Here is a 26,994-nt window from a genome sequence, read left to right on the forward strand (position 1 = left end):
TAGCGCGTTGTGGTCTCTCCAAATCTCCTACCGAATTATTAACTTGTCACCATTATAACACTGTTTATGATTATTTGAAAGCTTTTGTTGCTTCAATTGCTTTTTTCCATCCAGCATATAGCTCTTCGCTTGTTTCCGCTTCCATCGTTGGTTCAAAGCGTTTGTCCATATGCCACTGTGATTTAATTTCATCTTGGTTTTTCCAATATCCAACCGCAAGACCAGCTAAGTATGCTGCACCTAAAGCTGTCGTTTCGTTGATCACTGGACGCTCTACAGGAACATCTAAAATATCACTTTGGAACTTCATTAAGAAGTTATTTTTAACCGCTCCGCCATCAACGCGTAATGTTTTCAATTCAATACCTGAATCTGCTTCCATTGCGCATAATACATCTTTCGTTTGGTAAGCTAAAGATTCTAGCGTTGCACGAATGAAATGCTCTTTCGTCGTACCGCGTGTTACACCAAACATAGCGCCGCGTACTTCACTATCCCAATAAGGTGTTCCTAGTCCAACGAATGCTGGTACAACGTATACACCATCAGTTGATTCAACGCGACTCGCATACACTTCACTCTCACTTGCATCTTTAAACATGCGCATTCCGTCACGTAACCACTGAATCGCAGAACCTGCTACGAAAATACTTCCTTCTAATGCGTAGTTCACTTTACCATCTATTCCCCATGCAATTGTTGTTAATAGACCGTGCTCAGAAGCTACTGCTTTTTCACCTGTGTTCATTAACATAAAGCAACCAGTTCCGTAAGTGTTCTTCGCCATACCTTCACCGAAACAAGCTTGTCCAAATAAAGCTGCTTGTTGGTCACCAGCTACACCTGCAATCGGTACATTTTGACCGAAGAAGTGGTAATCAATTGTTTCTCCATATATTTCAGATGATGGACGTACTTCTGGAAGCATACTCTTTGGTACTGTTAACATGTCTAGAAGCTCATCATCCCACTGTAAGTCGTGAATGTTAAACATTAACGTACGTGATGCGTTTGAGTAATCTGTTACGTGTGCTTTACCACCAGATAGTTTCCATACAAGCCATGAATCAATTGTTCCGAATAATAGATCCCCGTTTTCTGCTTTCTCTCTTGCACCTTCAACGTTATCTAAAATCCACTTTACTTTCGTTCCAGAGAAGTATGCATCAATTAAAAGACCTGTTTTTTCGCGAACCATTTCGCTATAACCTTTTTCTTTTAACTCATCACAAATTTCAGCTGTTTGGCGAGATTGCCATACGATTGCGTTGTAAATTGGTTTACTAGTTGTTTTATCCCATACAACCGTTGTTTCACGTTGGTTCGTAATACCGATACCAGCGATTTGTTCTGGTTTTACATCTGCTTCGCTTAAGCAAGTTGCGATAACTGCTAAAATAGATCCCCAAATTTCTTGCGCATTATGCTCTACCCAGCCCGGCTTTGGAAAATGTTGTGTAAACTCTTTTTGAGCTGAATGAACAATTTCACCTTTTTTATTGAATAAAATTGCACGTGAGCTTGTTGTTCCTTGGTCTAATGAAAGAATATATTTTTTCATATCGGTTTCCCCCTTATGCTACTTTTCTACTATTTGTATTGCTTCCGCTTTTTTTACTTGTCATATAAGAGATTGCTAGTACAATCACAGTTGCGATAATCACATAAATAAGTGCTGAATTTTGTTTTCCTTCAAATACAACTTGATGGAATAAACCTGCAAGTGATCCACCTAAAATTGGACCTACTACTGGAATCCATGCATACTTCCAGTTTGAACCGCCTTTTCCTGCAATCGGAAGGAAGAAGTGTGCGATACGCGGACCTAAATCACGTGCTGGGTTAATTGCGTATCCTGTTGTCCCACCTAATGATAAACCAATACTTACAATTAAGAAACCTACGATAAATGGATTTAATCCATCTGCAAATTTATTTGCACCAATTGCTAATATACCAAATACTAAAACGAATGTTCCAATCATTTCACTTAAAAGGTTTGCAAATGTGTTCGGAATTGCTGGACCTGTTGCAAATACACCTAACTTTGTTCCTGGATCTTCTGTTTCTTTCCAGTGTGGTAAGTAATGTAAATATACGATAACTGCCCCGATAATTGCCCCAATCATTTGTGCTACGATATAACCTGGTACGTCACTCCATGGGAACGCTCCCTTAAATGCTAGTCCTATCGTTAAAGCTGGATTCAAATGTGCCCCACTAATTGATCCAACCGCATACGCTGCAACCGCTACTGCTAAGCCCCAGCCCATTGTAATAACAATCCAACCTGAATCTTTCGCAAACGATTTCTTTAAACTTACACCAGCACAAACGCCGCCACCAAGTACGATTAACAACGCAGTCCCTATTAACTCTCCTAAAAATGCTGACATAGTATCCCTCCACAATCAATTTAAACGCTTCCAAATGTGATAGAGGTAAAATGAATGGCCATTCGTTTTTGTCAAAAGAAAAAGACCCACAGCTTTGCACGCTTCTATATAAATTTATATAGAAACAATGAAATGTGGATCTCTTCTTTTCTCCGTCACGTTTATTAACTTGTCTATAATGTTAACCTCTTATGAAAGCGGTGTCAACAGAATTTTTTCACATTTTCGTCACTTTTTTTGGTAATGTTTCCATAGTTCGCGTTTTGACGTCGTAATCGCTGTCGCACCAGCGTTTAAAGCTCTTTCCACATCTTCTACAGTACGAATAAAACCACCTGCTAAAATCGGTACACCAGTACGCTCTTTCACTTCAGCGATAATATCCGTCATTGCTCCTGGAAGCACCTCAATATAATCCGGTTTCGTCTTATCTAAAAGATTGCAGCTCTTCTCCATCGCACTCGAATCGATTAAAAAGATGCGTTGTATTGCCACAACACCTTTTTGCTTCGCCTTCATAATAACGCTCGCCTTTGTCGAAAGTAACCCGTACGGTCTAAACTCCTGACATAAATATTCCGTCGCATGCCCATCACTCTGCAAGCCATGAATTAAATCCACATGTAAAAACACCTTTTTACAATATTGCTTCGCAAGTGATATAACACTCTTCAATTGGCCGACATGAATATCTAAAATAACGATATATTCATACGAACTATGTAATAGCTTTTCCAAATCTTTAATTTGCCTCACTGCCGGCAAAATCTTCTGTTCATGAAATTCCATTCTCTATATCCCCTTCTTTATGTCATCCTATCCTTTATAGTACACAATTTAAGTGAAAAGAACAGCTAGTGTAGGGGATTTCTTTCAAATCTTTCCTCTATTTATATATTTTCTTCAACTTATCCGATCCCATACCACCTATAATCATGAATGCAAGGGGCAAAAGATTCATTACATATGGCGCATCTGCTACAATTGTAATACTTGCTCCTGCAAACTTATTTAGCATCCATACAACGATTTTGATAAGAAACAAAAATACTCCAAGCGTGAATAGACTATCGAAAAACACCTTCCATTTTGGATATGCTAATTGTTTACTATCTTCAATTACTTTTTGCGTCAACTCTTCGTCACTCCTTAACAATTCATCAATCGTAATACTGAATAAATCGCTTAAATGAATAATAATTTCAATGCTCGGATAGTTCTTTCCCGTCTCCCATTTCGAAACCGACTGCCTACTTACATGAATTTTTTCAGCCAAATCATGTTGCGACCAATTTCGTTTTTCTCGTTCTTCTTTTAAACGTTCGCTAAAAATCATACTGTGTTTATCACCTCTCTACGTCTAGTATGGACAAATACATAATGAAGAGTAAAGCGAGTTGTCGTTGCGTTAGCTGTGCAACTTGTGCGTTACACCTGAAAATAAAGCTATGTAGTATGTCGATTTCATATATTTTTCTTCTATAATAATTTCCCGAACAATAATACAACGAACAGATACTAGTTAAGACTAGATTAGGCATAAAAAATACGCCATCCCTTCTTATCAGTCTCCAGAAAGAATAACGCAAATTTTCAATTTTTACTCATCATTTTTCGGACTATATGAAAACCCCGGATATTTCACAACAGGCCACTTTTCCTTACGCAGGGAATCCATTACTTGCGGGCCAACATGTATATTACTCTCCACTATTTCTTTAGGAGTCAGTGCCATCCATTGATTTAACGATACATCTTCAAAACGATTGCTTCTGAACATCTCTAAAAACCATAATGTTTCGGTACCTGTATTTTGAATATAATGCCCCGTCGCAAACGGTACATATCCGACATCACCAGCTCTATAATCAAATGTACGAGCGGTACCATTTCCAAGAAACACAGTCATTCTCGCTTCTCCTGTCAAATAATATTGCCATTCATCATTATTCGGGTGCCAATGAAGTTCTCTCATTCCACCAGGCTCAACCTCAACGAGCGCTGCTGCGATCGTTTTTGAAATAGGGAAATTTGTAGAATCTACAATTCGAACGCTACCACCAGGAGTCTTAATTGGCTTTTGTTTTAACAGTTCATGTTTAAATGTTAAAGGAACTTCCCCTTTCGGTGATTGAACTTCCTGACTTTCAAGCGAACCTGGCACCTCTCCTTGATAAATATAAACTTGACCTGAAGGGATAGAATGAAAAGCACTCTCAGGTACTCCAAAATTAGCCGACAACACTTCTTTTGGCGTATGCGCAAACCAATCAGAAATAGCTAAAGTAGATAAATCAGAAAAATGTCCATCATCGAAAACAAGTAGAAATTCACAATGTTCCAATCCTTGAATGGAATGCGGAATACCAGGCGGAAAATACCAAAGATCACCTGGTCCAACATCAGCAATAAAATTCCGTCCATTTTGATCAACAGCCGTTATGCGCGCCCGTCCTAAAAGCATATACGCCCATTCTGCCTCTTTATGCCAATGTAGTTCTCGTACTCCACCGGCCGTTAAACTCATATTTACTCCCGCAATCGTCGTCGAAACCGGTAGTTCCCGAGCAGTAATCTCCCGAGACCACCCGCCTTGTTTCAAAATCATAGAAGTGTCCGAGAATGAAAACTTCAAGTTAGGAACTAACCCTGCATCCGTTATAGGCGGAACAAGCATATTCGGATTTTGAATATCCCGCATAACATTACGAGGTCCAGAATCAATCGCACCTGCTCCGTCGCTGCGGATTGGTTGTGGCACATTCCCTCCCGCTTCATTAACAGTACGTTTCTTCATGATTACACTCCTTTTTCATCCGGTTATGAAGTAAAAAGCCTCCATCATAGTGTATGAATAGGGCTTTGGATGGTTACAGTTACTATGGAGTTACATCAACTGCCTATCATTATCGTTTTGTTCATTTCTCAACTTATACTAGTATGGACAGCGTCTGAAAAGATAATGAAGAAATTAAATTAAAACTAATAAAAAACCCTGTAAAATTTATTACAGAGTTTTTCACCAATTATTTATTGTTTTACATATCGAATACGAATATTATCGTCCATATGATAAATTTGTAATGTGTTTCCATCATAGTTTTGCAATTTATACATGATACTATCATTTGTTAACTTTACTTCTTGACCGTCTTTAACTGCTTTTGTTACTTTTAAAGATAACTGGAATGATGGGACATCCACCGTATATGTTCCTGTTAAATAGTTATCTTTATTCGGATAAGAACCATTCGCATAAGACTCAAATGTTTTATCACCTTTTAGTACTAGCGTAGTTTTTACGCCACTGCCGTAATCAATACCCCAATTACCAATAATCTCAGTACCATCTTTAATGTTCTTCTGCATGTTGCTATAACTAATTCCTAACTCTTCACTTGTACCAACTGTATCTACAAATACCCCAGTTTTTGCTTGACTTTTATCTGTTTGAGCCTGACTGCCAGTAGTTGGGTTTGCCTGTGTAGAACTACTTGTTGTACTAGTAGATTTTTCCGTGGTTGTATCACCTTTTACTTCAGCCCTTAACTTATCAAATGTAGGTTTCCAAATACGTTTTGCTTCCTCTAATTTTATATTTGCTTTATTTAAGATTTCCTTATCAGTCTCTAAGCTAAAACCTTTATCGTTGAATAACTTCTCTATTTCACCGAATGTTTCTCTTAGTTTACCTGCAGCTCTTTCAATCTCTTTTTGGTCTTCTTTATGTTTTGGCGGTGCAGAAATCTTCTCTATCTTATCAAATACTTTATAGATGTCTTTAACACTATCTAATACCTCAGCTTTTGATTTACTTCCGTTTCTCAAATCCCTTACAGATGCATCATAGTAATCAAATCGTCTTAACATATCCTGTTCAATGTCTAATAAATATTGTGCATAATCTTCATCTAAAACTCGAACCTTTTGAACATCTTTACTTTCTTCTTTCGAATTAGTTGATTTTTCTTTTGTTTCAGAAGACTTAGCTTTACTTGTTTCTTCTGTCTTTGCTTCTTTACTTGCCGAATCTTTTACTGTAACACAACCACTTAATAATAATGTAACTGGAACTACAGCAGCCATTAGTTTCTTCACTTTCATACCTCATACTCCTTAAAGTAATTTACTCTTAGTTTGTTTTGCTACCGATACTCTTCGCTGCTTCTTCAAACAGTTTTGAACCTTCTTGTGCTTTACTTACTGATTGATGCATTTTACTTTCGTCTTCTTGATCTAATGCATCAAATAGAAGTTGAAAACAATCCGCATATAGTTCCATCGACTGCTTTATCTTCGCCTGTTCTCCCTGTAACTCAGGAGGCGCTTGTAGATTCTTCAGTTTCGTTGCAGTTGCCTTTGCTCCACCTAAACTCAGTTGTACTTCACTTTTCTTTTGTTTGTATGATTTTACGTCTGAATCTGCTATTCCTTCAATTAATTTCATTGTATTTTCAATTTGAGTAGCACTATTTATGATATCTGCCTTGTACCTTTCAACATCTGAACCAGTTACCTTACCAGTTGAAGAAGTTGAATTATTTGAAGAAGAACTTGGTTGACTACTTGATGAGCTACTATTTGTACCTTCACCTTTCGCTACAGATAAGCTATCCTCTTTCTTGCTATCAGTTGACTTACTCTCTTTTTCAGAAGTCTTATTCTCTTTCTCTACCTTTTGCGTCTCTTCTTTCTTTGTTTCAGCTTTCTTACCATCAGTTTCAATTGTAATACAACCACTCAATAACATAACTGGTAACGCTAAACTTACTAATTTCTTTGCTTTCATGATTACTAATACCCCTTTATTTGTAAAATGTAGTGCAAACAAGTTAATATACTTAACTAATAAATTCCCCCCGAATAATTCATTAAAATCTATCGTTCATATATTACCTGTATATTCATAATCTTTCCATATATATCATTTTACAAAGAATTACATATTTGGTCAAAGGGATTTATGTAGTCCTTAAAAGGAAATTTTAATAGCAAAGAAAAGAAGCTAACAATAAATTGTTAACTTCTCAGCTTAAGGAAAAAATAGTATCTTTCCTTATCTTCTAATATCTAGGTTGTGATTGAATATTTGTAAGATGAACATCATACATATCAATGATTTCAAGAAATCTATCAGCTTCACGGAAAACATGGTCTGCCAATAATGGATGAATGATGCTCTTTATTTTACATTGCTCAATTAAATCACGTGCTGTTTTCTTAAAATCCCGAAGAGATGCAACCGACACACGATTTTGATCTAAAAATTGATCTAAAAGAGGGGCTGTTTGGGATTGTGGTTTCATAGATTCTAAGTCAATTGCTTGATACATCAATTCATCAAAATCATTGCTAAAATTCCGCGCTGTATCTACAAGCTTTCTTTCCGATGGATCAAGAAGATGACCAATAAATTTAGCATGGTCTGCCATAATCCGTAAAAAGAAAACATTTTCTTTAATAATAGCATCAGGAAGAGCATCTAATTTACCTTCATTTAATTGTATTAAACGTTTTCTAAAATAATCAGCTTCCCTACTTGTATGGTCAACTAAAAGTGGAAAATTATTTTGTCCTGGCAATTTACATGTGAGAATTAACCCTAAAATTTTCCGTTTAAATCCCCAAATATTAGTTGCGGCTTGTTGTACTTCTGCATTAAATCTTTTTATTTGCTCAGGATCTGTTTCATTTGTATAGGAATGCGCTATTTGTTCAATATGTTCAAACAATCGATAAAATTGATTCGCCTCTTCGATTAGTTGAGTATCCTCGCACCTAAATCCTAAACGAAGAAAAAAAGAATGCTCCTTCATGATTCTAGACCAAAAACGAATTTCATTTAATGAACGCTCAACAAACATTACAGATGTAACACCTGTATCCGGATGTAATGAAGTTTCATCCCTATGCATTGTTAATCCCCCCCAGTAAAATCCCCACTAGTTCCATTCTTATGAGTAAAAAAATATATAAATACCATCAATAAAAGTTTATGATGACTCTCTTATACATGTAAAATTAAACTAATATAACCTTAGCTTGATGAACATATACTGCTCCCGCAGAAGAAAAAAAGCTACCACCGAGATGTAAAATCCTACTAGGTGGTAACCTTTCAAAATTTCTATTAAAGCAATACCGAATCTTTATCACTTTCCTGATTACGTTTCTCACGCTCTTCTTCTAAACGCTTCATATATACTTCGCCTTCTTTTTCAATAAACTCATTATCCATATCTTGCTCTTTTTTCGAAGTATATAAAACCATGTAGCCACTTAGTACAATCCCGACAATTACAAGATACACCCACCATGGTAAAGTTTCCAAATCACTTCATTCCTTTCCTTAGACAAGCCTTATTAGTTTCACTCTATGAGGAAAGAAGTGGATTTATACCTAAAATTTTATTGTGGATGCTTCGCAAAAAATGCTTGTACATATTCCATAAACTCAATTGGTTCCTGACGAAACGGTGCGTGGTATCCTTTTTCAATAATATGAAACGTACTATTTGCAAATAGCCCATGATACAGTTCACCATTTTTCCAAGAAACGCTCTTATCGTGTCGTCCCCATATAATTAAAGTCGGCACCTTAATCTTATCGGCTTCCATCGCGATGCGGCGCTCTCTCATTTTCGTAAGCTGATCATAATGCTCTTTATCATCACGACTATTTTTCACTTCATTTTTATTATACTTCGTAATCTCGGTTACAGTTTGTAAGTCCGTCGATAGCGGTGGTACTTCATAACTTTCTTTTTGCTGGAAAGACTCTATCCCTGTAGCATCCGCCAAGATGAGATGCGTTACTGCATCCGGATATAAATACGCTAAATTGAGGGACATCTCTCCGCCCATCGAATGGCCAAGCACCGCAAACTGATCGTATCCGAGCTTCTTCATTAACTTATAATATAAATTCACTTGCGCAGGAAACGAATACTGAAAATCAACTGGCTTAGAAGAACGCCCAAACCCTAAAATATCAACCGCAATAATCGTATGGTCTCGCGCTAGTTCCGGATAAATATCACTAAACCCATCAGAAGAACCACCAAACCCATGCAACATGAGTAACGGCGGTTTTCCCTCACCAATTTGCTTAAAATAAATCGTCTGCCCATCAATTTGCGCCATACTCTCTTTCGTATTCAGCTTCATCATAACAGTATCTTTCACTTCTTCAACCTTCGCAATCGGCTTATCAACGAAGTTACATACGATAAGCAAAACAAGCACAATACCGCTAATCAAATAAAACTTAAACCGTTTCAAAGTTCCCGTCTCCTTCCTCTTGTTGTTATTTAAAGTTTTTACATTTTTTGGTTATTTTATGTTCTCTTTTTAATTGTAACTAAAACAGTTACAATTATACTAAAAAAATATAACTCATTTCTGTTACTAATGGTTATTCTGTAACCATTATAGTTACATATTTAAAGTAAGTCAATTCTTTTCTCTACATGACCTGAAAATAGAAAAAGGGACTTCATGTTGAAGTCCCTTTCTTTGTTATTATAGTTGGCTTACTCCGCCGTCGCCTCTATTATCTGCTGGTGCTCCTCCTGTGTCTCCAATGTTAACGTAGTCTGGTCTTGCTGGTGCCCCTCCTGTGTCTCCTATATTAACGTAGTCTGGTCTTGCTGGTGCTCCTCCTGTGTCTCCTATATTTACAGCTTGATTTGTAAAAGAACTATTGAACCCAATTGATAATACCCCTACTAATGCAGTCCCAACAATAGCCAAACGAAATTTCTTCATTATTTTAACGCTCCCTTTTCCAATATATTTTTTTGAGCCTTATTATTCATATAAAAATATTTACTTGCCTTAACATGATCATCAAATTCATAAAATTTCAGTGCTAAAATTTCAGTGTATTCTTGAATACAATCCCATAATCTTTCTCTCTCAAAATAAGAAAGTCCTTCTAAAATTACATCTTCAATAATTGATACTGAAGATTTTCCATTGAGTTCTTTCAAAATTTTAAACCGATGTTGAAATTCTTTTTCTCCTAAATCAACACAAATATTTAAACCTTTTTCAACAATTGGATTCGCTAAATTATATTGTCCTAATTTGTAATGTTCATGTGCTTCTACAAACAAGGCTTTAAAGTGTTCTGGGTAATTTTTGGTCACCTCAGATATATGACGAATCGCTAATTCTGAAAGATTTTGACTAGCATAAAGCCAAGCTAAATTATGCCGAACCATTAGCATATATTTTTTTCGATCTGCTTTTTGCAATACTTCCATAGCAGAATTAAAGTTTTCTTCCGCTAATTCATAGTGATCTATGTCTACACAACATAGTCCAAAAGCATTTTCACATAATCCTACTTTTATTTCATAGCCTGGATATTGTAAAAATGCTGCTTTTGCCCTATTCAAGTAATCTATTGCATGAACTTGGTCATATTTTTGATAATAGAAATTCCCCATCCGATAATTAAATTCCGCATGTTCTATCGGATCGGCAATATATTTCAATAACTTCTCAGCTTGCTCATACTGTTCTTTCGCTTCATTATAATTTGAAATTAATGTGCAATGAAACCCTTTAAAAAAGTGATAGTAATAAGCTAGAACACCTTCTGTTGGAATTTCGAAAGATTCCACTTTATCAAAACTATCTTCTCTAACTGAAATCCAATCAACTAATGCATCATATCTAAAATTCAACAACCCATGATAAAGCAATACATCCTGATCCACGTCCAACCCACTAATCTTACTTTCAATCTCCTCTTTCATTTCCGTGGCCTTCTCTATGTTTTGCTGTAACATTACACGATACCAATCGTCTAAAGAATGTTTCATTTGCTCCCGCGTTACTACATCTGCTCCCATACACTCGCATCTCCTTTTCTCAAACTTACAAAATTAGTATTTTTATACAATTATCAAAATTGTATATTACCACTCCTTTTCTATGCATTGAAAAATAATTATCAGAAAATTTAATATTTTGATTAATTATACCAAAGTTTTCCTTTTTAATAACTTGAGAAACAATTGTCAGAAAACTTACTAGGATAAATAAAAAAGCAAGCAGTTCCAGCACTCCGCTAAAACTACTTGCTCTCCTACTTACTATCTCTATTTTTACTCTTTAATAAATTCCTTCGTACTTCTCACTGTATCAATTGGACGAACTAATTTTTCAATTTCTTCACGTTTTGGCTCTAGGAATGGAGGTAAAGATAATTTTTCACCAAGTGTTTCGTATGGCTCATCTCCCATAAATCCTGGGCCATCTGTTGCAAATTCAAATAAAATTTGTGGTGCAACTCTTGCATATAATGATTCGAAGAAGTGACGGTTTACATATCCAGATGAAGGAAGTCCTACGCTACTGATTCTCTCAATCCATTCTTCTAATACAGCGCGATCTTCTACGCGGAATGCCGCATGGTGCACTGTACCAAAACCTTGTTGTGCTTCAGGAAGAACTGTATTATGTTCTACGATGACAGAGGCACCGTTTCCACCTTCGTTCACTTCAAATAAATAGAATTCTCCTTCTTGCGCAATCTCTTTAAATAATAAAACTTTTTCTAACACTTCTTTAAAGAAGCTAAAGTTCGCGATACGAATGAATACAGGTCCTAAACCAGTAATTGCGTATTCTAATGGTACTGGCCCGTTTTGCCAAGGTGTACCTGATTCGATCCCTTTATCTAATTCATCAGAGATTAATTGATATTGTTGGTCATCAAAATCAATGAAAGATAGAGTTTTCTTACCAAATTGCTCTTTAATTCCTGTATGTTCTACTTCCAAACGGTCAAAGCGTTTCACCCAATACTCTAATGCTGCATCAGTCGGAACACGGAATGAAGTTTTTGAAATTTCATTTGTACCGTGTACACCTTTCGGAACACCTGGGAAATCAAAGAATGTCATATCTGTTCCTGCACTACCTTTATCATCTGCAAAGAATAAATGGTACGTTTGAATATCATCTTGGTTTACTGTTTTCTTAACTAAACGCATTCCTAAAACGTGAGTGAAAAACTCATAGTTCTTTTCTGCACTACTTGTAATCGCTGTAACGTGGTGAATTCCTTTTAATTGGTTCATTTTATATTCCTCCAATGTTTTTTAATTTATATTTTCTCTCCTATTACTTCTCTTCAATAGGTGCTAAATTCGCTTCAATCTCTGCACGCTGATCTTCTAAGAACGGTGGTAAATCAAGTTTTTCTCCTAAATGTTCCACATCTCCATCAACTGTAAATCCTGGTCCATCTGTCGCAATTTCAAAAAGGATTCCGTTTGATTCACGGAAATATAAGCTTTTAAAGTAGAAACGGTCGATGATTCCTGAAGAATGGAAGCCTCTTTGTTTCACCTGTTCTTCCCAATAAGCAAGCTCTGCATCGTTTTTCACGCGAATTGCTAAATGGTGAATGCTACCGCGGCCCGGTTTTTCAGTAGGACCATCTAAATATTTCACAACGATTTCTCCAAAAGCCTCTCCTTTAATGGACTGGAAAATTGCTTCTTGATCATTTCGGCTAACCTCTGTATAACCAAACATCTCTGTAAGTGTACTCGACATTTTATCAAGTCTACGAACTGTCATTTCCACAGAACCCATTCCTTGAATTTGATGCTCTGCAGGAACTTCTGATTTCTCCCAAGTTTCCCAGTGCTCTACTTTTTCTCCGTTTGAAACGAGTAATACTAAGCGAAGACCTTCAGCATCCTCAAATTGCAAAGCAGGACGATTTGCATATGTTGTTATTTCACTATGTTTCACATCAAATTTCTCAAATCGTTCTTTCCAGTAATGTAAGCTATCCTCTGAAGGAACGAGCAATCCAATTCGAGTAATTGCATTTGTACCACGATATGTTCTTCCTACTAAAGGAATTTCAAAAAATGATAATTCCGTACCTGGACTTCCTGTTTTATCCCCATAAAATAGGTGGTACATTGACGGATCATCTTGGTTTACTGTCATTTTCACACGACGTAAGCCAAGCACGTTTTTATAAAAGTGATTATTTTCATTTGCATTTTTCGTAACCATTGAAATGTGATGATGCCCTTTAATTTCATACATTGGTTATTCCTCCGTTTCGTTTTACTAGTCAAGTGATAACTAAAAAAATAACATTTCCCACAACTAATATGGTTTTTAGCTTTTCAATTTATTCTTAATTATGTTTTTGTAAATTCATCTTAGTTTTTACTGTATAAGTTACTTTGTTTTTTAATCGAAAACAACTGAGTGTATGTTTTTCATATGACTCAATCGCTTTCGTTACTATCACTTTACACCTCAAGTGATTGAAAAGCAAGAGAAAAATCTCGAATTCGAGATTTTTTTGTTAAATAACATTTAGGGTGTAAAATCTGATTATTTACGTAATTGACATTCTATTAAAACGCTCATTTACAGAAGAACATTATTCAAGTGAAGCCCTCTATAATTCAATTACAACTCCTTGAAAGTTTATGATACTATCCTGATCACACTTTTTATATTTAATGTTTTAAGGAAAAAAGCTATACTATAAGCGAAACTAAAAATCAGAAAGGAAATACCAGAACATGGAAAATCATATGCTATTTATCCTTACAGCACTCCTTATTATAATGATGCCTGGTCCCGGTTTTGCTTTAGTTACAAAAAACACTATCTCTCATGGTAGAAATGGTGGGATAAAGACCGTCTTAGGAACGGTATCTGGAATGATGATTCATACAATAATGGCTACACTAGGACTCTCTGCTATCTTAATGAAATTTGCTATGCTATTTACATTAATAAAATATGCTGGGGCATTTTATTTAATTTATTTAGCTGTAAAGTCAATTAAAAGTGCCTTTTCTAAAAAAGAAGATATGTCAGGTTCAGTGGAAATAAACTCTAAGGATATTGGAACGGTTAAAAGTTTTAGACAAGGATTTACCACGGCAATCTTAAACCCAAAAACGGCTGTATTTTTCCTTAGTTTTCTACCCCAATTTATTGTGAGTAATCAAAGTCATTTCTTCCAATTTCTTTTGTTGGGATTCACATTTACGACTTTGACAGCAATATGGTATTTACTTTATATCTCTCTAATACGTCAATTAAGAACTTTTTTAAGAAAAGAAAAGGTGAACCGTACAATAGAGGGTATTACTGGCACAGTATTATTAGTATTTGGAGTTAGGCTATTTTTCCAAAAATAAATATGTAATAGAGAGAGTTTAAAACTTTCGGTTTTTCCAATAAATGAATCAATATAAAAAGTATGGCTTTCAAACAGTAAAAAAGTGAACAAACGGGTGTGTTTGTGGAATAAGCTTCAATAAAATAACCAAACTTTTTATAAAGAAGTGAATCGATTATATTAAAATTGATATAAAGGCGTTATCCTTTCCTATGATTTCTCAGAAAGAATAACGCCTTTTTCTTTTTAGAGGATATTTTGTCTAGTTAGCTTGATAGCGATGTGGTTCTATCCCTTATAAAGTGAAACTTTAATCAGTGGGGGTTTTGTTCATCCCCCACTGATTATTAGTTGAACCAATCGGGCTTTTACGGACAGTTGATCCCCCACCTAACTTCTTTGCTTCCGCTGAATTTTGAGGTGGGGGTCTTACTGCCCGTTAATGCGGGATAAATGTTACAAAAACATTTATAATAGCTCTAACTTGCACAATGCTTCCCGTTAATATAATACGCTGATTCTGTGAAAACCGTAAATACAACCTCTACTTCTGGAAGTCCAAAATCCATTACATATGTAGTAATGGCCTTGGCAAATCGATTACGAATTTCCTGTCCACGCTCGAACCATTTCACTTCAATAAGAGGAAACGCTTCTATTTCTTCTCCATTGAATACATACGTAGAACTTGGTAGTTCCAACGTAAAATTATCCGTACCACACTCACAAATCTCTGCGAGCTCTTCTACTAATGGCTTGCTTATGTGTTTTAATTGTTCAGTAGTAATTCCACGAAACACAATATGCGGCATGTAAATCCCTCCTTTAGATAGTTTTATATTTGCCCACATCATAGCACAATTCTCCCACCTTTTAACAAAAATAGATGCTAAACAAGTTTCAACTCTTATTTTTAGGCCTGTTATACAGGCTGAAGCGATTCTAAGTATCTGCCATATTAAAGTTGATATGCTCCCATTCTAGTGGTGAGATATGTTTTAATCGTTCTTCGTTAACCCCATGCGTACTTCTTAACTATTTCATTTAATTTTTAATAAAGAAAACAGCCTCACTAAGCTTTTAAAACTTAATAAGGCCACTTTATTCACACTATTAATTATGGAACGTCGGTTTATAGAACGAACGATTATCAAGTGCGAAGACACGCTCTGTGTATTCGCCTGGTTTTGTGCGTCCTAATGCGCGGTCCATCATGTTCATTTTTGCATCTAAGTTATCGATGTAATGCAGAATTTCTGCTTCTTTTACTAATGGTGGTTTTGGGCTACCCCATTCCGCTTTTCCGTGATGAGAAAGGACGATGTGTTGAAGAATTAATACTTCTTCTGCATCGATTTGCAATTCGTCTGCTGCTTTACCGATTTCGTTCACCATGATAGAAATGTGGCCTAGTAAATTTCCTTCTAACGTATACGTTGTAGAAATCGGGCCAGATAGTTCAATTACTTTACCAAGGTCATGTAAAATAACGCCTGCATATAGTAAGTCTTTATCTAATGATGGGTATAGATTTGAAATAGCTTTCGCTAAATCTAGCATCGATACGACGTGATAAGCTAGTCCAGATACGAACTCGTGATGGTTCTTTGTCGCTGCTGGATATTCTAAAAATTCGTTTTGATGCTTATTTAACAAATGTCTTGTTAGACGTTGAATGTTCGGATTTCTCATTTCAAATATGTATTGTGTAATTTTCTCAACCATATCTTCTTTTTTCACTGGTGCTTTTTCTACGAAATCCGAGATGTCTGTTACTTCATTTTCATTCGCAACACGGATTTGTTTCACACGTAATTGAATACGTCCTTTGTAGTTTAAAATATCACCAGCTACTTTAACGATTGTTTCTGCTACATATTGTTTCTCAACTTCTGGTGATACGTCCCATAGCTTCGCTTCAATATCTCCACTTGGATCTTGTAAGATTACTGTTAAAAATGGCTTTCCATTACTTGCTAGACCTTTTGTCGCTGTTTTAATTAACAAGAAAACATCGACTTGTTCACCAACTTCATATTCTGCAATTTTCTTTTTCATTCGAATTCCTCCACCAAATCAGTTACTTTTAGTATAGCATATCACAACTCATTTTCTTTACGCTTATGTGTTAATTTTACAATCTGTTTTTCTGTAAAATACGCGAGTAAATGCGCATGACATGTAAAGAAGATGACTTGTCTATCTTTTGCGATTTCCTTTATTAGTTCAATCGTTCGATCCGTCCTTACCGCATCAAAGTGCACGAAACTATCATCAATAATAAATGGGTAATCATGTTCAAATGTTTTCGCAAGTGCAAATCTCAGCGATAAATATAACTGCTCCGCTGTCGCTTGGCTTAGTTCATGACTGTAAAAACGTATACCGTCGTTACGTTCAACAATGAACGGCTCCGCCTCTGACGGTGAAAAGATTTTACTATAGCGTCCGCCCGTTAAATAGACGAAATACTCTTCTGATTTTTGTAAAATACGAGGCAGATGCACTTCATGATAATATTGCTTCGTTTTCGTTAACACCGTTTTTGCGGCCGCATAAGCAGCCCATTTCTTCACTTGTTCACGCAATTGCGCTTTTTTCATTTCCCATTCATGCATTAAATCTCCGTACGTACTACCTTCTTCTAAATTCGCAATTTCCATACGATGTTTCGCGATGCGCTCTGTCAGTTCTTTCTCTTGCGCCAGACAGTTTTGTACGACTGTAATTTCTCTCTTTAATTTCTCTTCATAACCGTCAGCTTCGTAATGTTCAGCTAATGATAAACTCTTTAAACGCTGTTCTAACAGATCAATTTGCGGTAATAAACGCACTACTTGTTTCTCAGCATCTTCACGTTTTTCCGCCAGTTTACCCGCTTCTAAAAACATCTCTTCATCTGTAGTCTCTGCAATATTCCATAATGCATTTCGTTCTACTAACAGTTGTTTCAATTGTTCTTGCATAAACTCATATTCTTCTTGCCATTCCGCCAGTTTTTCTTTTAACTGCTTACAAGTTTGGCGCTTCTCTTTCTCATTTTGCATACGACTTTGTACCCCGTGTAGCTTACTATACTCCGCACTACCGATAACAGCTTCTAGTTTCTGTTCAAAATGCGAAATCATTTCATATAATGAAGATTTTCGCGTGCCTTGTTTTTCTAACTCCCGATATAATTGCTGCATTTTTTCAATACGCTCAAACGCTGGCAATATGTGTGCATACGTATAAAATTCTGGGAACATATAGCGCGTTTTATATGCATCTACTTGTTCTCCCGCCTGGAACGTTTCTCTCTCCCATTCCTCATACGATGAAACGACTTTATCATAAGCTCGCTCCATTTGCTGCAATTTATAAGACTCACGCTCAAATAGCTTACGAATTTCTTCATCCTTTTCTAACTGATAGCGCACAGACAGCGCTTCTTCACTTTGTCTCCCGCCAGCACTTTGCCGAAGAGTAAGAAGCTCTTCTTGTAATCCGCTTGATGGATCTTTATATAAAACAAGAGCAAGGACAATCCCTACAAAAACAATAACACTAATAAATAAGAGCGGGCGGTTATCAATAAATAAACTCGTGAATAAAACAAGCGTGTTAATAAGAAGTAACAGAAGACAAATTCTTTGCCACTGCTTTTTCTTTTGCATAGCCGCTCCTGCTTTTTCCTCATACTTGCGCTTCATTCTCTCTGCATCCATACCGATAAACGCCGCGTCTTGGAACGATTTCTCTTTCTCAACTAACGTATTTCGCTCTTCATCAACTAACATTTGTTTCTGAATCTGTCTTATATTTTCTTCTTGTTCTTCTAATTGCTCTTGCGCTACTTTAAAACGATCATCAAGCTGTGCTTTTTGCGTTTCTAATTCACGTGCCTTTTGCACGGTTTGCGTAATTAATTCTTTCGTTGCCAAACTCATGTCAAACGCAAGAACCGCTTCCTTTTCAAAAGTAGCACCAATTTGTTGTTCTAGTTCTGCAATTTCTTCTTTTATATTCGTAATACTTCCTGTCATATCACGCATTTCTTGGCACGCATTTTCATAAGACAAATGCTGCATACGAAGTTCTTCTACATAACTTTCTTTTCGTAAAAACTCTTCATCTATTTGAATCGAGGCAATTTCCGATTGCACTGTCTCGATTTTCTTATGGAGCGAATCAACTTGTAACTGAAGCGGCTCCATCTTCGCCTTAATCGCTTCATAGCGCGCCATTCCGTTTACAGGAAACTGCCTGCTCTCATTTTCTAACACTTTCTCATGCGCACGCTTTTCAATAACGAGGGGCTCAAGCGCTGCTAATATTTCATAATCTTGCTTTCGCCTTTCTGCACTCTCTTTCTCTCCGCGAACAGAAGCAAGCTTCTCTTCACTTTCTTTTAACTGCTCCACTTGTTTTTCATACGTGCCAATTTTTCCTTGCCACTCTTTCATCTTCTCTTCAAGCTTCTTCATCTCTTGCAGTGACACGTTAATTTCCGGTTTACGCCCACTCGGTTTAAAACGCTGATCCATTTCTTTTTCTAGCTTTTTATCTAACTGTAATAGCGCATCGCTTCCGACTGCACTTGCTGAAAATAAATAATTGCCAATATCCGCTTCGCCGAGCTGATGAATATTTTGAAGACCATGCATATCAAATGAAAAGACCGATTCAAATAAACTTTCATTCATCCCGCTTAATATATCGTTTAAAATTTCCTCGCCGCCCGTTTTCCCGTCTTCAAAATAAACGGTCACCTCGCCAGCTGCCGTCTTTGGCAATCGTTCAATTTTCAAACGGCCGTACTGCTCTGTTTGTACAGTCATCGCACCGCCATACTTCCCGCCTTCTTTCGGCTCATAACGGCGCTGTCCTCTCGTCGGAAAACCGAACAGAATACTTTTCATAAACGAGCGAATTGTCGATTTCCCCGCTTCATTTTCACCGTATAGCACCGTCAGCAAGGAAAGATCCATTTCCACATTTTCTAATTTTCCGTACCCATAAATATGGAGTTTTTCAATTCTCATTTTTTATCCCTCTCTTGCTGGAATAATTGCTCTAAAATAATATTTTCTGCTTCCTTTTGAATCTCTTTCTTCTCGTCTTCTGTAAAAGATTCAATACTATTACGCGCTACAGGAGATGTCCAAATGGTGCGCAACACGCCGTCCATATTTGTGAAAGCTTCTAGCTCCTTTAGCAGACTACCGACGAAATGATTTTCCGCTTTCAAACGTTCGATTTCTGCAAAAGAAACCGTCTCATTTTTCCACTTCATTGCATATACGAAATCTTTTCGCTCTTCGCCAGATGCTAAAATGTGAAAAATCTCTTCCACACGCTTTTCGTCACGCAAATAAGAAGAAAGTGGGCCCTGCCCTGTGAATACGACAGTTAAAAGCGTCCCTTCCTCTTCTCTTCGGCACTCATTCATCGCAGTTGACATGCTCGTCATAAGTTCATCAACAGTTTCAAGTCCATCAATACAAACTTCGATCTCATCCCATACAACATCTGCCGTATGGAAAAATGAGCAATGCGTTCCTTGTTTCGTAAGTTCAATAAGGTACGCACCCTTCTCACCTGTTTCCTTACGATGACGACCTTGTATGTTCCCTGGATAAATAATGTATGGCTCTTCTGATAAAATTTCACGTTTATGTATATGGCCAAGAGCCCAATAATCAAACTGTTTTTCTTTCAACTCACGAATTTGAAACGGTGCATAGCGATTATGCTCTGCATCTCCTTCCACACTTCCGTGAAGCATGCCAATATGAAAAGGCGCATCACTCATTTTCGTATACTGCGCTGTCATATTATCCGTTACCGCTTGCTGCAAATAACTAAACCCATAAATAGAAGCTAATAGCTCACCATTTTTATAAAATGATTTCTCTTCTACGTAAGGCTCCGTAAACACATGAACATTTTCCGGAAACTCAATCGCTGCCCAGCTTCCTCCTAAATGATCATGGTTACCGTGAATAATAAAAACAGGGATATCGTACTGCGAAAGTCTCTTCATTTGCTCACGCACAAACACTTGCGCCCTCAAACTTCTCGTCTCCGCATCATACAAATCCCCAGCTAGTAATACGAAATCAACGCGCTCTTGAATCGCTTTATCAACAATACGCTCAAATGATTCAAACGTACTTTGCTTCATTCTCTCCCAAACAGACTGCGCAACATTCATCTCCATTCCTTTAAACGGACTATCCAAATGCAAATCAGCCGCATGTATAAACTTTACTTGTTTCACAAATAACGATCCTTTCTATCTTTCAAAAGTTTCATTTTATTAAAATTAACATCGCTGAAAACTAATCATCATCGAGAATGAAAATATTCTCGATGATTAAAGTTTCATTCTATTTTACCACGCAATGTCATATATTTCTTTGCATATTGTAGTGTTTTATGTCAAAATAATTATAAGATTCTGATTTTAATTATTGGAGGGAATTTTCATGGGAGTATACGTTCTAACAGTCTTTGAAAAAGATGGTTCAAAAGCATTAGACGAATCATTCGAGGCGGCAACTGAAAAAGAAGCAAAAGCAAAAGGTGAATCTATTTTACAAGAAAAAGGATTGTATGAAAAAACACATCGCTGTACATCTACTGCAGGTAAGCTCGTTTTATTCCAGCGCTAAAAAAAAGAAGCGTCATCCGCTTCTTTTTCACTCTACTATATCTTCGTCACACCACGTAAACACCACATCTAGAATGCGATTACCAATACGTACGCGTTTATTCCATTTACCTGTTTGGATCTGATGTTGCAATTCAGCTTTCATCTTTTCCGTCCAGTCGTGAATCGTTTCACTACCGTCGTACGGATATACGCCTGGAAACTCTTCCTGCAGTAGATGCAAGCTCTCTGCATCAAAATGAAAATGGAAGAAGTAGTTTGCTGTAAGCGATGGTTCTTGCAATCGTAAAAAATGATCATCAATTTGCTTTCTATTTCTATAGAAAGTAAAGATATTCACTTTACCGCTAGTAATTTGGTCAATTTGAATTTCGTGCTTCTCTATAATCACGTCTTGTCCACCTCGTTGTATACTATCTTTAGTATATATGTCTTTTGCAACAAAGTTAACCATTTTCGCGCGAAATTCATTTCCTTCATTATATTACCTGTACCTCCATATGCAATCAGAACAAATAAAAACAAAGTTGAAGGGGAGCGATCACATGTATTTCGGAAGCAAAGGTTGGTATGTAAAAGAACTTAAAAAATTAGGTATCCGTACCTATGAAGGTAAAAAACTAGAATCGTATCGTACGCATGTGTTATCTAGTTTACTTGAGAGAATGAAGAAAGCTTCGGCTTAATAGAAAACCACCTCCCGAATTCGCATACTAAGTATGCAAATTCAATGGAGGTGTTTTTATCAGTTTTCATAAAAGATTTTTTGCTTCCGCTGGAACGGATACGTTTTAATCTCAGCTGTATCTAAATCTTCATTGAATAAATGAATGGCTATAATTTGTCTACAATCGTAAGTATGGTAATAATATGTTCCAGACTCCATACACATTGCACTTGTATAGATCGTATTATCTAATATACCGTCTTCTGTTATTACTGCCCCCTTAGGAACCTCACAATTTGATAAGATATGAAAAATAGCCGATATCCCCTCTTCTTCGTTCTCTATACTTTGAATGTTTTGTTTGCCATATGCTGCCCGTACAAATCTTGATGGCGGGGTGAAATCTCCAGGAAGTCCCATTGTTCCTGAACCTTGGCCAAAAGCACTTAATGGTACATCTCCCCACTCAGTTGGCGCAAATGGCTGCGATTTAAGTCCAATATATTGTCTTAAATTTTGTAAATGCCAATTAAACTCCGGACTATTAGTCATTACTCCTATTGGATTGTCATACACTTTTATTCCATCAGCTGTCGGCTCAAGTACAATACACGCTCCCGATTTATCTGCTAAAATCCAATGTAGCGGTGGCGTAATTCCTAAAACTGGTAATGGCACATCTATAAAGGCAATGTTATCAATATATTTTCTTAATTCTTCAACAGAATTGAACTGCGTGAGGCTCCAAGTCACAAAATCAAATGGTGCTACATTCGTTTTATTGCTATCTATATGATTACTATAAGTAGCAAATCCTGGGAAATAGAGAGTTGCACATGTCATACCAGTTTCATTTACTCCGTCCGCCATCATGACCCTTCCTCCAAAATTAATTCCCATTCCGACAACAGCCTTTTTCGCTCGGATCGTTTCACCAGTTATATTGTTCCACTGATAACGCCGAGGAATGATTATTACTTCTTGATTCATATCTAATGTGAAATCCATTGTTCTCCCAAAAAGATGCTGGAAATTTTTTGTTTGTAACGTCAAACTAGTACACATGAAGAAATCCCCCCATTTTATAGTTCTATAAACATTTTATAAAATTCTGATAAATACGTAAATTAAAAACCCTATTTATCACTAACAAAATAATCGCCCAAACCAAAAATGCTATAATAAACCCAATCAAACTAAGGGGGCAAATTACTTTGCTTGGAACATGCATTCAATTTCATAAGTTTGGCAATCCAAAAGACGTATTACAAGTTGAATATAAAAATATAGAACCACTGAAAGATAATGAAGTTTTCGTTCGTATGCTAGTTAGACCGATTAATCCATCTGACTTAATTCCCATCACTGGAGCATACGCACATAGAATCCCTTTGCCTAACATACCTGGTTATGAAGGTGTTGGTATTGTAGAAGATGTAGGCGCTTTTGTTTCTCGAGACCTTATCGGTAAACGTGTGTTACCTTTACGCGGGAAAGGTACTTGGCAAGAATATGTGAAGACATTAGCTGATTTTGTAGTCCCTGTTCCTGATTCCATTGATGATTTTACAGCGGCACAAATGTATATTAATCCTCTTACTGCGTGGGTTACATGTACAGAAACGCTAAACTTACAGCATAATGATGTTTTATTAGTGAATGCTTGTGGATCCGCTATTGGACATCTATTTGCGCAGTTATCACAAATTTTAAATTTCCGATTAATTGCTGTTACAAGAAATAATAAGCATACAGAAGAATTACTGCGCCTTGGTGCTGCATATGTAATTGATACTTCCACTACCCCGCTTTATGAAACAGTTATGTCATTAACAAACGGGCTCGGTGCGGATGCTGCAATTGATTCCATCGGAGGACCGGATGGAAATGAATTAGCTTTCTCCTTACATCCAAACGGGCATTTTTTAACGATCGGTCTTCTATCAGGAATACAAGTGAACTGGGCCGAGATTGTCACGAGAGCAAAAGTACACGCAAACATATTTCATTTACGACATTGGAATAATGAAGTGTCACCATATAAATGGCAAGAAACGTTTCGTCACTTAATTCGTTTAGTAGAAAATAAGCAATTGTGTTTTATGACGGTACATTCTACGTATGACTTAGCAGATGTGAAAGCGGCAGTTGATGTTGTGCAATCTGCTGAGAAAACGAAAGGGAAAGTGTTTTTGACGAGTTATTGAATGCAATTGAAGACTCTATTTTGATTGATTTTTTTATGCCTTATAAACCTAATTTTGATATCCCGGCTTCAACTACCTAAAAATAACATTGTCAACAGCACTTATATTGGTTATCATAAAAGCGAACATAACAGGAGATGAGCAGATGAATATGAACGAAAAGAAATCTTTTTCAAAAGTTTCTCGGCGGAAATTAGTCGATGAAGTATTGGAACGTCTACAAGAGAAAATCTTTTCTGGGAAGTATGAAGTTGGTGATCGCCTCCCTACAGAGCCGCAATTAATGGAAGAGTTAGGGGTAGGACGCTCAACGCTACGAGAAAGCATAAAAATATTAGTACATGCTGGCATATTAGAAGTTCGACAAGGACAAGGTACTCGTATTGTCTCACTTAATATAACGCAAGATTCATTTGAAAAACGACTACAAGCAGCTAATATAAATCATGTGTATGAAGCACGAAATATGTTAGATAAAGAAGTAGCGATGTTAGCGGCACAGCGCCGAAGCGACGAGGATCTTTTATACTTAAAAGGACATTTGAATAAAAGAAAAAATGCCCTTCAAGAAGGAAATTATGTAGCATACATAGATGCAGACATTCAGTTTCATCTAGCCATTGCAAAGGCGAGCAAAAACGAAGTTCTACTTGATTTGTATCAATCTTTCGTACCTGCCCTTCGTCACATTTTAAGCCAATTCATATTAAATACAGCGAACTATGAAGATAACTCTGACATTCATGAAAAGTTATTCCAAGCGATTTTAAAACAAAATACTGAAGAAGCACGAAAATACGCTGTTTAAAATTTGGAGCTGAAATAAGCTCCTTATCTATTACACAAAAACATCAGATGATATACTCAATAACATCTGATGTTTAAGAGAGGAGAAAATGAAATTGAAACATCAAGAACGAACTTATTTGTATATACTAGCGCTATTTTTTGTTTCTATTAATTTACGTATCGGAATTACATCTGTTTCACCTGTATTAGAAACAATCCGACAAGACTTAAATATAAGCAATTTTTCCGTTAGTTTTTTAACAGCTATTCCTGTTTTTTGTATGGGGACATTCGCCTTACTGACTGGGAAGGTAATTAAGAAATACGGGGCAGAAAAATCAATTATGGCTTGTCTTATTTTAATTGGCTTGGCAACATGTATGAGAGCTTTTACCTTTTCTATTTCCACATTATTCGCGAGCTCTTTATTTATCGGTATTGGAATTGCACTTGCAGGTCCGTTATTATCAGGTTTTATTAAAGAAAAATTCCCTACGAAAATCGGCTTAATGATTGGAATATATTCAGTAGGTATGGGTACTGGTGCTTCTTTAAGTGCAGGATTAACGATTCCTTTACAACATGTATTAAAAGGATCTTGGAATATGGCACTCGCTTTTTGGGGTGCACTAACTATTATCGCCATTATATTTTGGTATCCCATTATGAAACGAAAAAAGAAGACGAGCACACAAAATAAAAAGAATAATAAATTGCCTTTAAGAAATAAAAAAGCATGGTTATTTACAATCTTTTTCGGACTACACTCAGGAATCTTTTATTCCATTACGACTTGGCTTGCGCCAGCAAATCAAAGTATGGGTGTGAGTAGCGAGCAAGCGGGTACTCTTATAACTGTTTTTACAGTGATTCAAATGATATGTAGCTTTTTAATTCCAACATTAGCGGATATTTATAAAAACAGAGCACTTTGGTTATTAGGAAGTATATGCTTTGTACTCGTAGGTTTATCGCTTATGATTTACCCACTAACTACACCATGGACCCCTTCTATTTTACTAGGGATCGGGCTCGGCGGCGTATTTCCACTCGCTCTTATGCTGCCACTATATGAAACAAAAACTTCAGAAGATGCAAGTGCATGGACTGCTATGATGCAATCAGGAGGATATATTATGGGCGGATTCATTCCTGTCCTAGCTGGAATCGCTCGTGACTATTTTGATAGTTATACGCAAGTTTTTATTATAATGGCACTTTTAAGCTTAATTTTACTCCTATTAACTTTAGTCATGAACAAAAAGGAAGGAGAAGCAAAAAATCTTATCTCCGCTTAAACTAAAAAATGTTATTAAATGGTATAATTTGGTTAAAATACGAAAGGAGCTTCTAATATGTGGTTCATTTCGGCAATCGCGCCCGTTTTAATAGTTGGTGGAATTGTAGTATTTGTAATAAAAAGAATGGAACGGAAATATAAAGAAGGAAAATTAGGTAAGAAAAAATCTCAAAAAGCTCAACTGTTATTAGATAGTTTAATACCTATAGGAATGCTTTTTGGCTGTATAATTGGTTTGATTTTCGGCATGTTTTCCCCAGATTTCTCACTGCTTTCAATTAGTTTAGGATCCGGAATAGGCTATTTATTTGGATTTTTTGCTTATGAAATTTATAGCAAGACAGGAAACAATTTTTGTTAATCCAAAAGGAATAAGCGGGACAGTACATAGTAATCATATAAAATATGTAACTGTCCTTTATTTTTGCATCAATGTTATCAATTTTTCTTCCACATCCTATACACCTTTTTTATTGATGTTTCTCCCCTCTTTCTTTCGCATATCCGCTTTTTTGTTCTTCTCGGCTCTATAACCAAAGTAAAGTAGCGCACATGTAGTAATAGAACCTACAATGTATCCTAAAAAGCCTCCTAACCAAAACATAAAAATTGCCTCCAATCCATTATAAATTTTATGTAGTAGACATCTGTAAACCGCTCTCGGTACCTCCGTTTTTTATTACAGATTGGAAAATCCCCCCTAACTATTCCATCCATGAACATTCTGTCTTCTCTATTTTGATTATTATCTATAAAATTATTTATACCACTAATTCTTCCATTATCTCAAATAACAACT

At 36.4% G+C, this 26,994-nt stretch carries 28 protein-coding genes; 7 read left to right on the top strand and 21 right to left on the bottom strand.

What is annotated here, in order from left to right:
* Nucleotides 1-70: 70 nt before the first annotated feature.
* The 14 genes from glpK to OXT04_RS17040 form a co-directional block, all read right to left on the bottom strand.
* Complete coding sequence (gene glpK / locus OXT04_RS16975; RefSeq protein WP_000760007.1) at nucleotides 71-1,561, bottom strand: glycerol kinase GlpK; 1,491 nt, start codon at nucleotides 1,559-1,561, stop codon at nucleotides 71-73.
* Between the two features lie 13 nt (nucleotides 1,562-1,574).
* A complete protein-coding gene (glpF, locus tag OXT04_RS16980; protein ID WP_001272200.1) occupies nucleotides 1,575-2,396 on the bottom strand; it encodes a glycerol uptake facilitator protein GlpF in 822 nt (273 codons plus the stop codon).
* Between the two features lie 228 nt (nucleotides 2,397-2,624).
* Entirely contained in the window at nucleotides 2,625-3,185 is a 561-nt protein-coding gene (gene glpP / locus OXT04_RS16985; protein ID WP_000394286.1) for a glycerol uptake operon antiterminator GlpP, read from the bottom strand.
* Nucleotides 3,186-3,282: 97 nt separating this feature from the next.
* A complete protein-coding gene (locus tag OXT04_RS16990; RefSeq protein WP_016513171.1) occupies nucleotides 3,283-3,732 on the bottom strand; it encodes a helix-turn-helix domain-containing protein in 450 nt (149 codons plus the stop codon).
* A gap of 264 nt (nucleotides 3,733-3,996) precedes the next feature.
* Nucleotides 3,997-5,193, bottom strand: a complete 1,197-nt coding sequence (locus tag OXT04_RS16995; protein ID WP_000747511.1) for an oxalate decarboxylase family bicupin — start codon at nucleotides 5,191-5,193, stop codon at nucleotides 3,997-3,999.
* A gap of 233 nt (nucleotides 5,194-5,426) precedes the next feature.
* Nucleotides 5,427-6,500: a DUF3994 domain-containing protein gene (locus tag OXT04_RS17000; protein WP_267416175.1), complete on the bottom strand. Its 1,074-nt coding sequence runs from the start codon at nucleotides 6,498-6,500 to the stop codon at nucleotides 5,427-5,429.
* Nucleotides 6,501-6,528: 28 nt separating this feature from the next.
* Entirely contained in the window at nucleotides 6,529-7,185 is a 657-nt protein-coding gene (locus OXT04_RS17005) for a DUF7018 domain-containing (lipo)protein (protein ID WP_267416177.1), read from the bottom strand.
* A gap of 274 nt (nucleotides 7,186-7,459) precedes the next feature.
* Nucleotides 7,460-8,311, bottom strand: a complete 852-nt coding sequence (locus OXT04_RS17010; RefSeq protein ID WP_000554479.1) for a DUF2935 domain-containing protein — start codon at nucleotides 8,309-8,311, stop codon at nucleotides 7,460-7,462.
* Between the two features lie 215 nt (nucleotides 8,312-8,526).
* Entirely contained in the window at nucleotides 8,527-8,727 is a 201-nt protein-coding gene (locus OXT04_RS17015; protein ID WP_000449225.1) for a sporulation YhaL family protein, read from the bottom strand.
* A 77-nt stretch (nucleotides 8,728-8,804) separates the two neighbouring features.
* Nucleotides 8,805-9,677, bottom strand: coding sequence for an alpha/beta fold hydrolase (locus OXT04_RS17020; RefSeq protein WP_000819465.1), 873 nt, complete (start codon nucleotides 9,675-9,677; stop codon nucleotides 8,805-8,807).
* Between the two features lie 240 nt (nucleotides 9,678-9,917).
* The gene (locus OXT04_RS17025) at nucleotides 9,918-10,163 is read right to left on the bottom strand and encodes a Phr family secreted Rap phosphatase inhibitor (RefSeq protein WP_000714518.1); all 246 of its coding nucleotides are present in this window, start codon (nucleotides 10,161-10,163) and stop codon (nucleotides 9,918-9,920) included.
* Complete coding sequence (locus OXT04_RS17030; RefSeq protein ID WP_267416180.1) at nucleotides 10,163-11,257, bottom strand: response regulator aspartate phosphatase; 1,095 nt, start codon at nucleotides 11,255-11,257, stop codon at nucleotides 10,163-10,165. The genes OXT04_RS17025 and OXT04_RS17030 overlap by 1 nt, the downstream gene beginning before the upstream one ends.
* A 255-nt stretch (nucleotides 11,258-11,512) precedes the next feature.
* Complete coding sequence (locus OXT04_RS17035; protein WP_001072575.1) at nucleotides 11,513-12,490, bottom strand: ring-cleaving dioxygenase; 978 nt, start codon at nucleotides 12,488-12,490, stop codon at nucleotides 11,513-11,515.
* Between the two features lie 43 nt (nucleotides 12,491-12,533).
* Entirely contained in the window at nucleotides 12,534-13,478 is a 945-nt protein-coding gene (locus OXT04_RS17040) for a ring-cleaving dioxygenase (RefSeq protein WP_000272974.1), read from the bottom strand.
* A gap of 491 nt (nucleotides 13,479-13,969) precedes the next feature.
* Here OXT04_RS17040 and OXT04_RS17045 point away from each other — a divergent pair, with 491 nt between their 5' ends.
* Nucleotides 13,970-14,596, top strand: coding sequence for a LysE family translocator (locus tag OXT04_RS17045; protein WP_267416186.1), 627 nt, complete (start codon nucleotides 13,970-13,972; stop codon nucleotides 14,594-14,596).
* Nucleotides 14,597-15,056: 460 nt separating this feature from the next.
* On the opposite strand, the gene OXT04_RS17050 is transcribed toward OXT04_RS17045, so the two are convergent.
* From OXT04_RS17050 to OXT04_RS17065, 4 genes are all read right to left on the bottom strand, one after another.
* The gene (locus tag OXT04_RS17050; RefSeq protein ID WP_001120260.1) at nucleotides 15,057-15,389 is read right to left on the bottom strand and encodes a DUF1904 family protein; all 333 of its coding nucleotides are present in this window, start codon (nucleotides 15,387-15,389) and stop codon (nucleotides 15,057-15,059) included.
* 301 nt (nucleotides 15,390-15,690) lie between these two features.
* On the bottom strand, nucleotides 15,691-16,635 hold the full coding sequence (gene yhaM / locus OXT04_RS17055; RefSeq protein WP_000726652.1) for a 3'-5' exoribonuclease YhaM: 945 nt from the start codon (nucleotides 16,633-16,635) through the stop codon (nucleotides 15,691-15,693).
* Nucleotides 16,636-16,676: 41 nt separating this feature from the next.
* Nucleotides 16,677-19,601: an ATP-binding protein gene (locus OXT04_RS17060; RefSeq protein ID WP_097997665.1), complete on the bottom strand. Its 2,925-nt coding sequence runs from the start codon at nucleotides 19,599-19,601 to the stop codon at nucleotides 16,677-16,679.
* Entirely contained in the window at nucleotides 19,598-20,839 is a 1,242-nt protein-coding gene (locus OXT04_RS17065) for a metallophosphoesterase family protein (protein ID WP_267416198.1), read from the bottom strand. The genes OXT04_RS17060 and OXT04_RS17065 overlap by 4 nt, the downstream gene beginning before the upstream one ends.
* Nucleotides 20,840-21,047: 208 nt before the next feature.
* Here OXT04_RS17065 and OXT04_RS17070 point away from each other — a divergent pair, with 208 nt between their 5' ends.
* Nucleotides 21,048-21,233 carry a YhzD family protein gene (locus tag OXT04_RS17070; protein WP_000539552.1) on the top strand — a complete coding sequence of 62 codons (186 nt, stop codon included), beginning with the start codon at nucleotides 21,048-21,050 and terminating at the stop codon, nucleotides 21,231-21,233.
* 27 nt (nucleotides 21,234-21,260) lie between these two features.
* Here the strand turns inward: OXT04_RS17070 and OXT04_RS17075 are convergent, their stop codons facing one another.
* Nucleotides 21,261-21,623 (bottom strand): hypothetical protein, encoded by a 363-nt coding sequence (locus tag OXT04_RS17075; RefSeq protein ID WP_000582776.1) that lies wholly within the window; start codon nucleotides 21,621-21,623, stop codon nucleotides 21,261-21,263.
* Between the two features lie 154 nt (nucleotides 21,624-21,777).
* Here OXT04_RS17075 and OXT04_RS17080 point away from each other — a divergent pair, with 154 nt between their 5' ends.
* Nucleotides 21,778-21,918: a YflJ family protein gene (locus OXT04_RS17080; RefSeq protein ID WP_000273536.1), complete on the top strand. Its 141-nt coding sequence runs from the start codon at nucleotides 21,778-21,780 to the stop codon at nucleotides 21,916-21,918.
* Nucleotides 21,919-21,977: 59 nt separating this feature from the next.
* Here the strand turns inward: OXT04_RS17080 and bsh are convergent, their stop codons facing one another.
* Entirely contained in the window at nucleotides 21,978-22,964 is a 987-nt protein-coding gene (bsh, locus tag OXT04_RS17085) for a choloylglycine hydrolase (RefSeq protein ID WP_000337600.1), read from the bottom strand.
* 149 nt (nucleotides 22,965-23,113) lie between these two features.
* Between bsh and OXT04_RS17090 the strand changes: the two genes are divergently transcribed.
* The 4 genes from OXT04_RS17090 to OXT04_RS17105 all read left to right on the top strand — a co-directional run bounded on the left by OXT04_RS17090 (nucleotide 23,114) and on the right by OXT04_RS17105 (nucleotide 26,556).
* A complete protein-coding gene (locus OXT04_RS17090) occupies nucleotides 23,114-24,106 on the top strand; it encodes a zinc-dependent alcohol dehydrogenase family protein (protein WP_267416204.1) in 993 nt (330 codons plus the stop codon).
* Between the two features lie 145 nt (nucleotides 24,107-24,251).
* The gene (locus OXT04_RS17095) at nucleotides 24,252-24,914 is read left to right on the top strand and encodes a FadR/GntR family transcriptional regulator (RefSeq protein ID WP_267416206.1); all 663 of its coding nucleotides are present in this window, start codon (nucleotides 24,252-24,254) and stop codon (nucleotides 24,912-24,914) included.
* Nucleotides 24,915-25,002: 88 nt separating this feature from the next.
* Nucleotides 25,003-26,193: an MFS transporter gene (locus OXT04_RS17100; RefSeq protein WP_267416207.1), complete on the top strand. Its 1,191-nt coding sequence runs from the start codon at nucleotides 25,003-25,005 to the stop codon at nucleotides 26,191-26,193.
* Nucleotides 26,194-26,250: 57 nt separating this feature from the next.
* Nucleotides 26,251-26,556: a hypothetical protein gene (locus tag OXT04_RS17105; protein WP_065228405.1), complete on the top strand. Its 306-nt coding sequence runs from the start codon at nucleotides 26,251-26,253 to the stop codon at nucleotides 26,554-26,556.
* Between the two features lie 96 nt (nucleotides 26,557-26,652).
* On the opposite strand, the gene OXT04_RS17110 is transcribed toward OXT04_RS17105, so the two are convergent.
* Complete coding sequence (locus tag OXT04_RS17110) at nucleotides 26,653-26,799, bottom strand: hypothetical protein (RefSeq protein ID WP_267416208.1); 147 nt, start codon at nucleotides 26,797-26,799, stop codon at nucleotides 26,653-26,655.
* Between the last annotated feature and the right edge of the window lie 195 nt (nucleotides 26,800-26,994).

Source organism: Bacillus sp. GC_Bacil_1 (assembly GCF_026540675.1).
GTDB lineage: Bacteria > Bacillota > Bacilli > Bacillales > Bacillaceae_G > Bacillus_A > Bacillus_A cereus.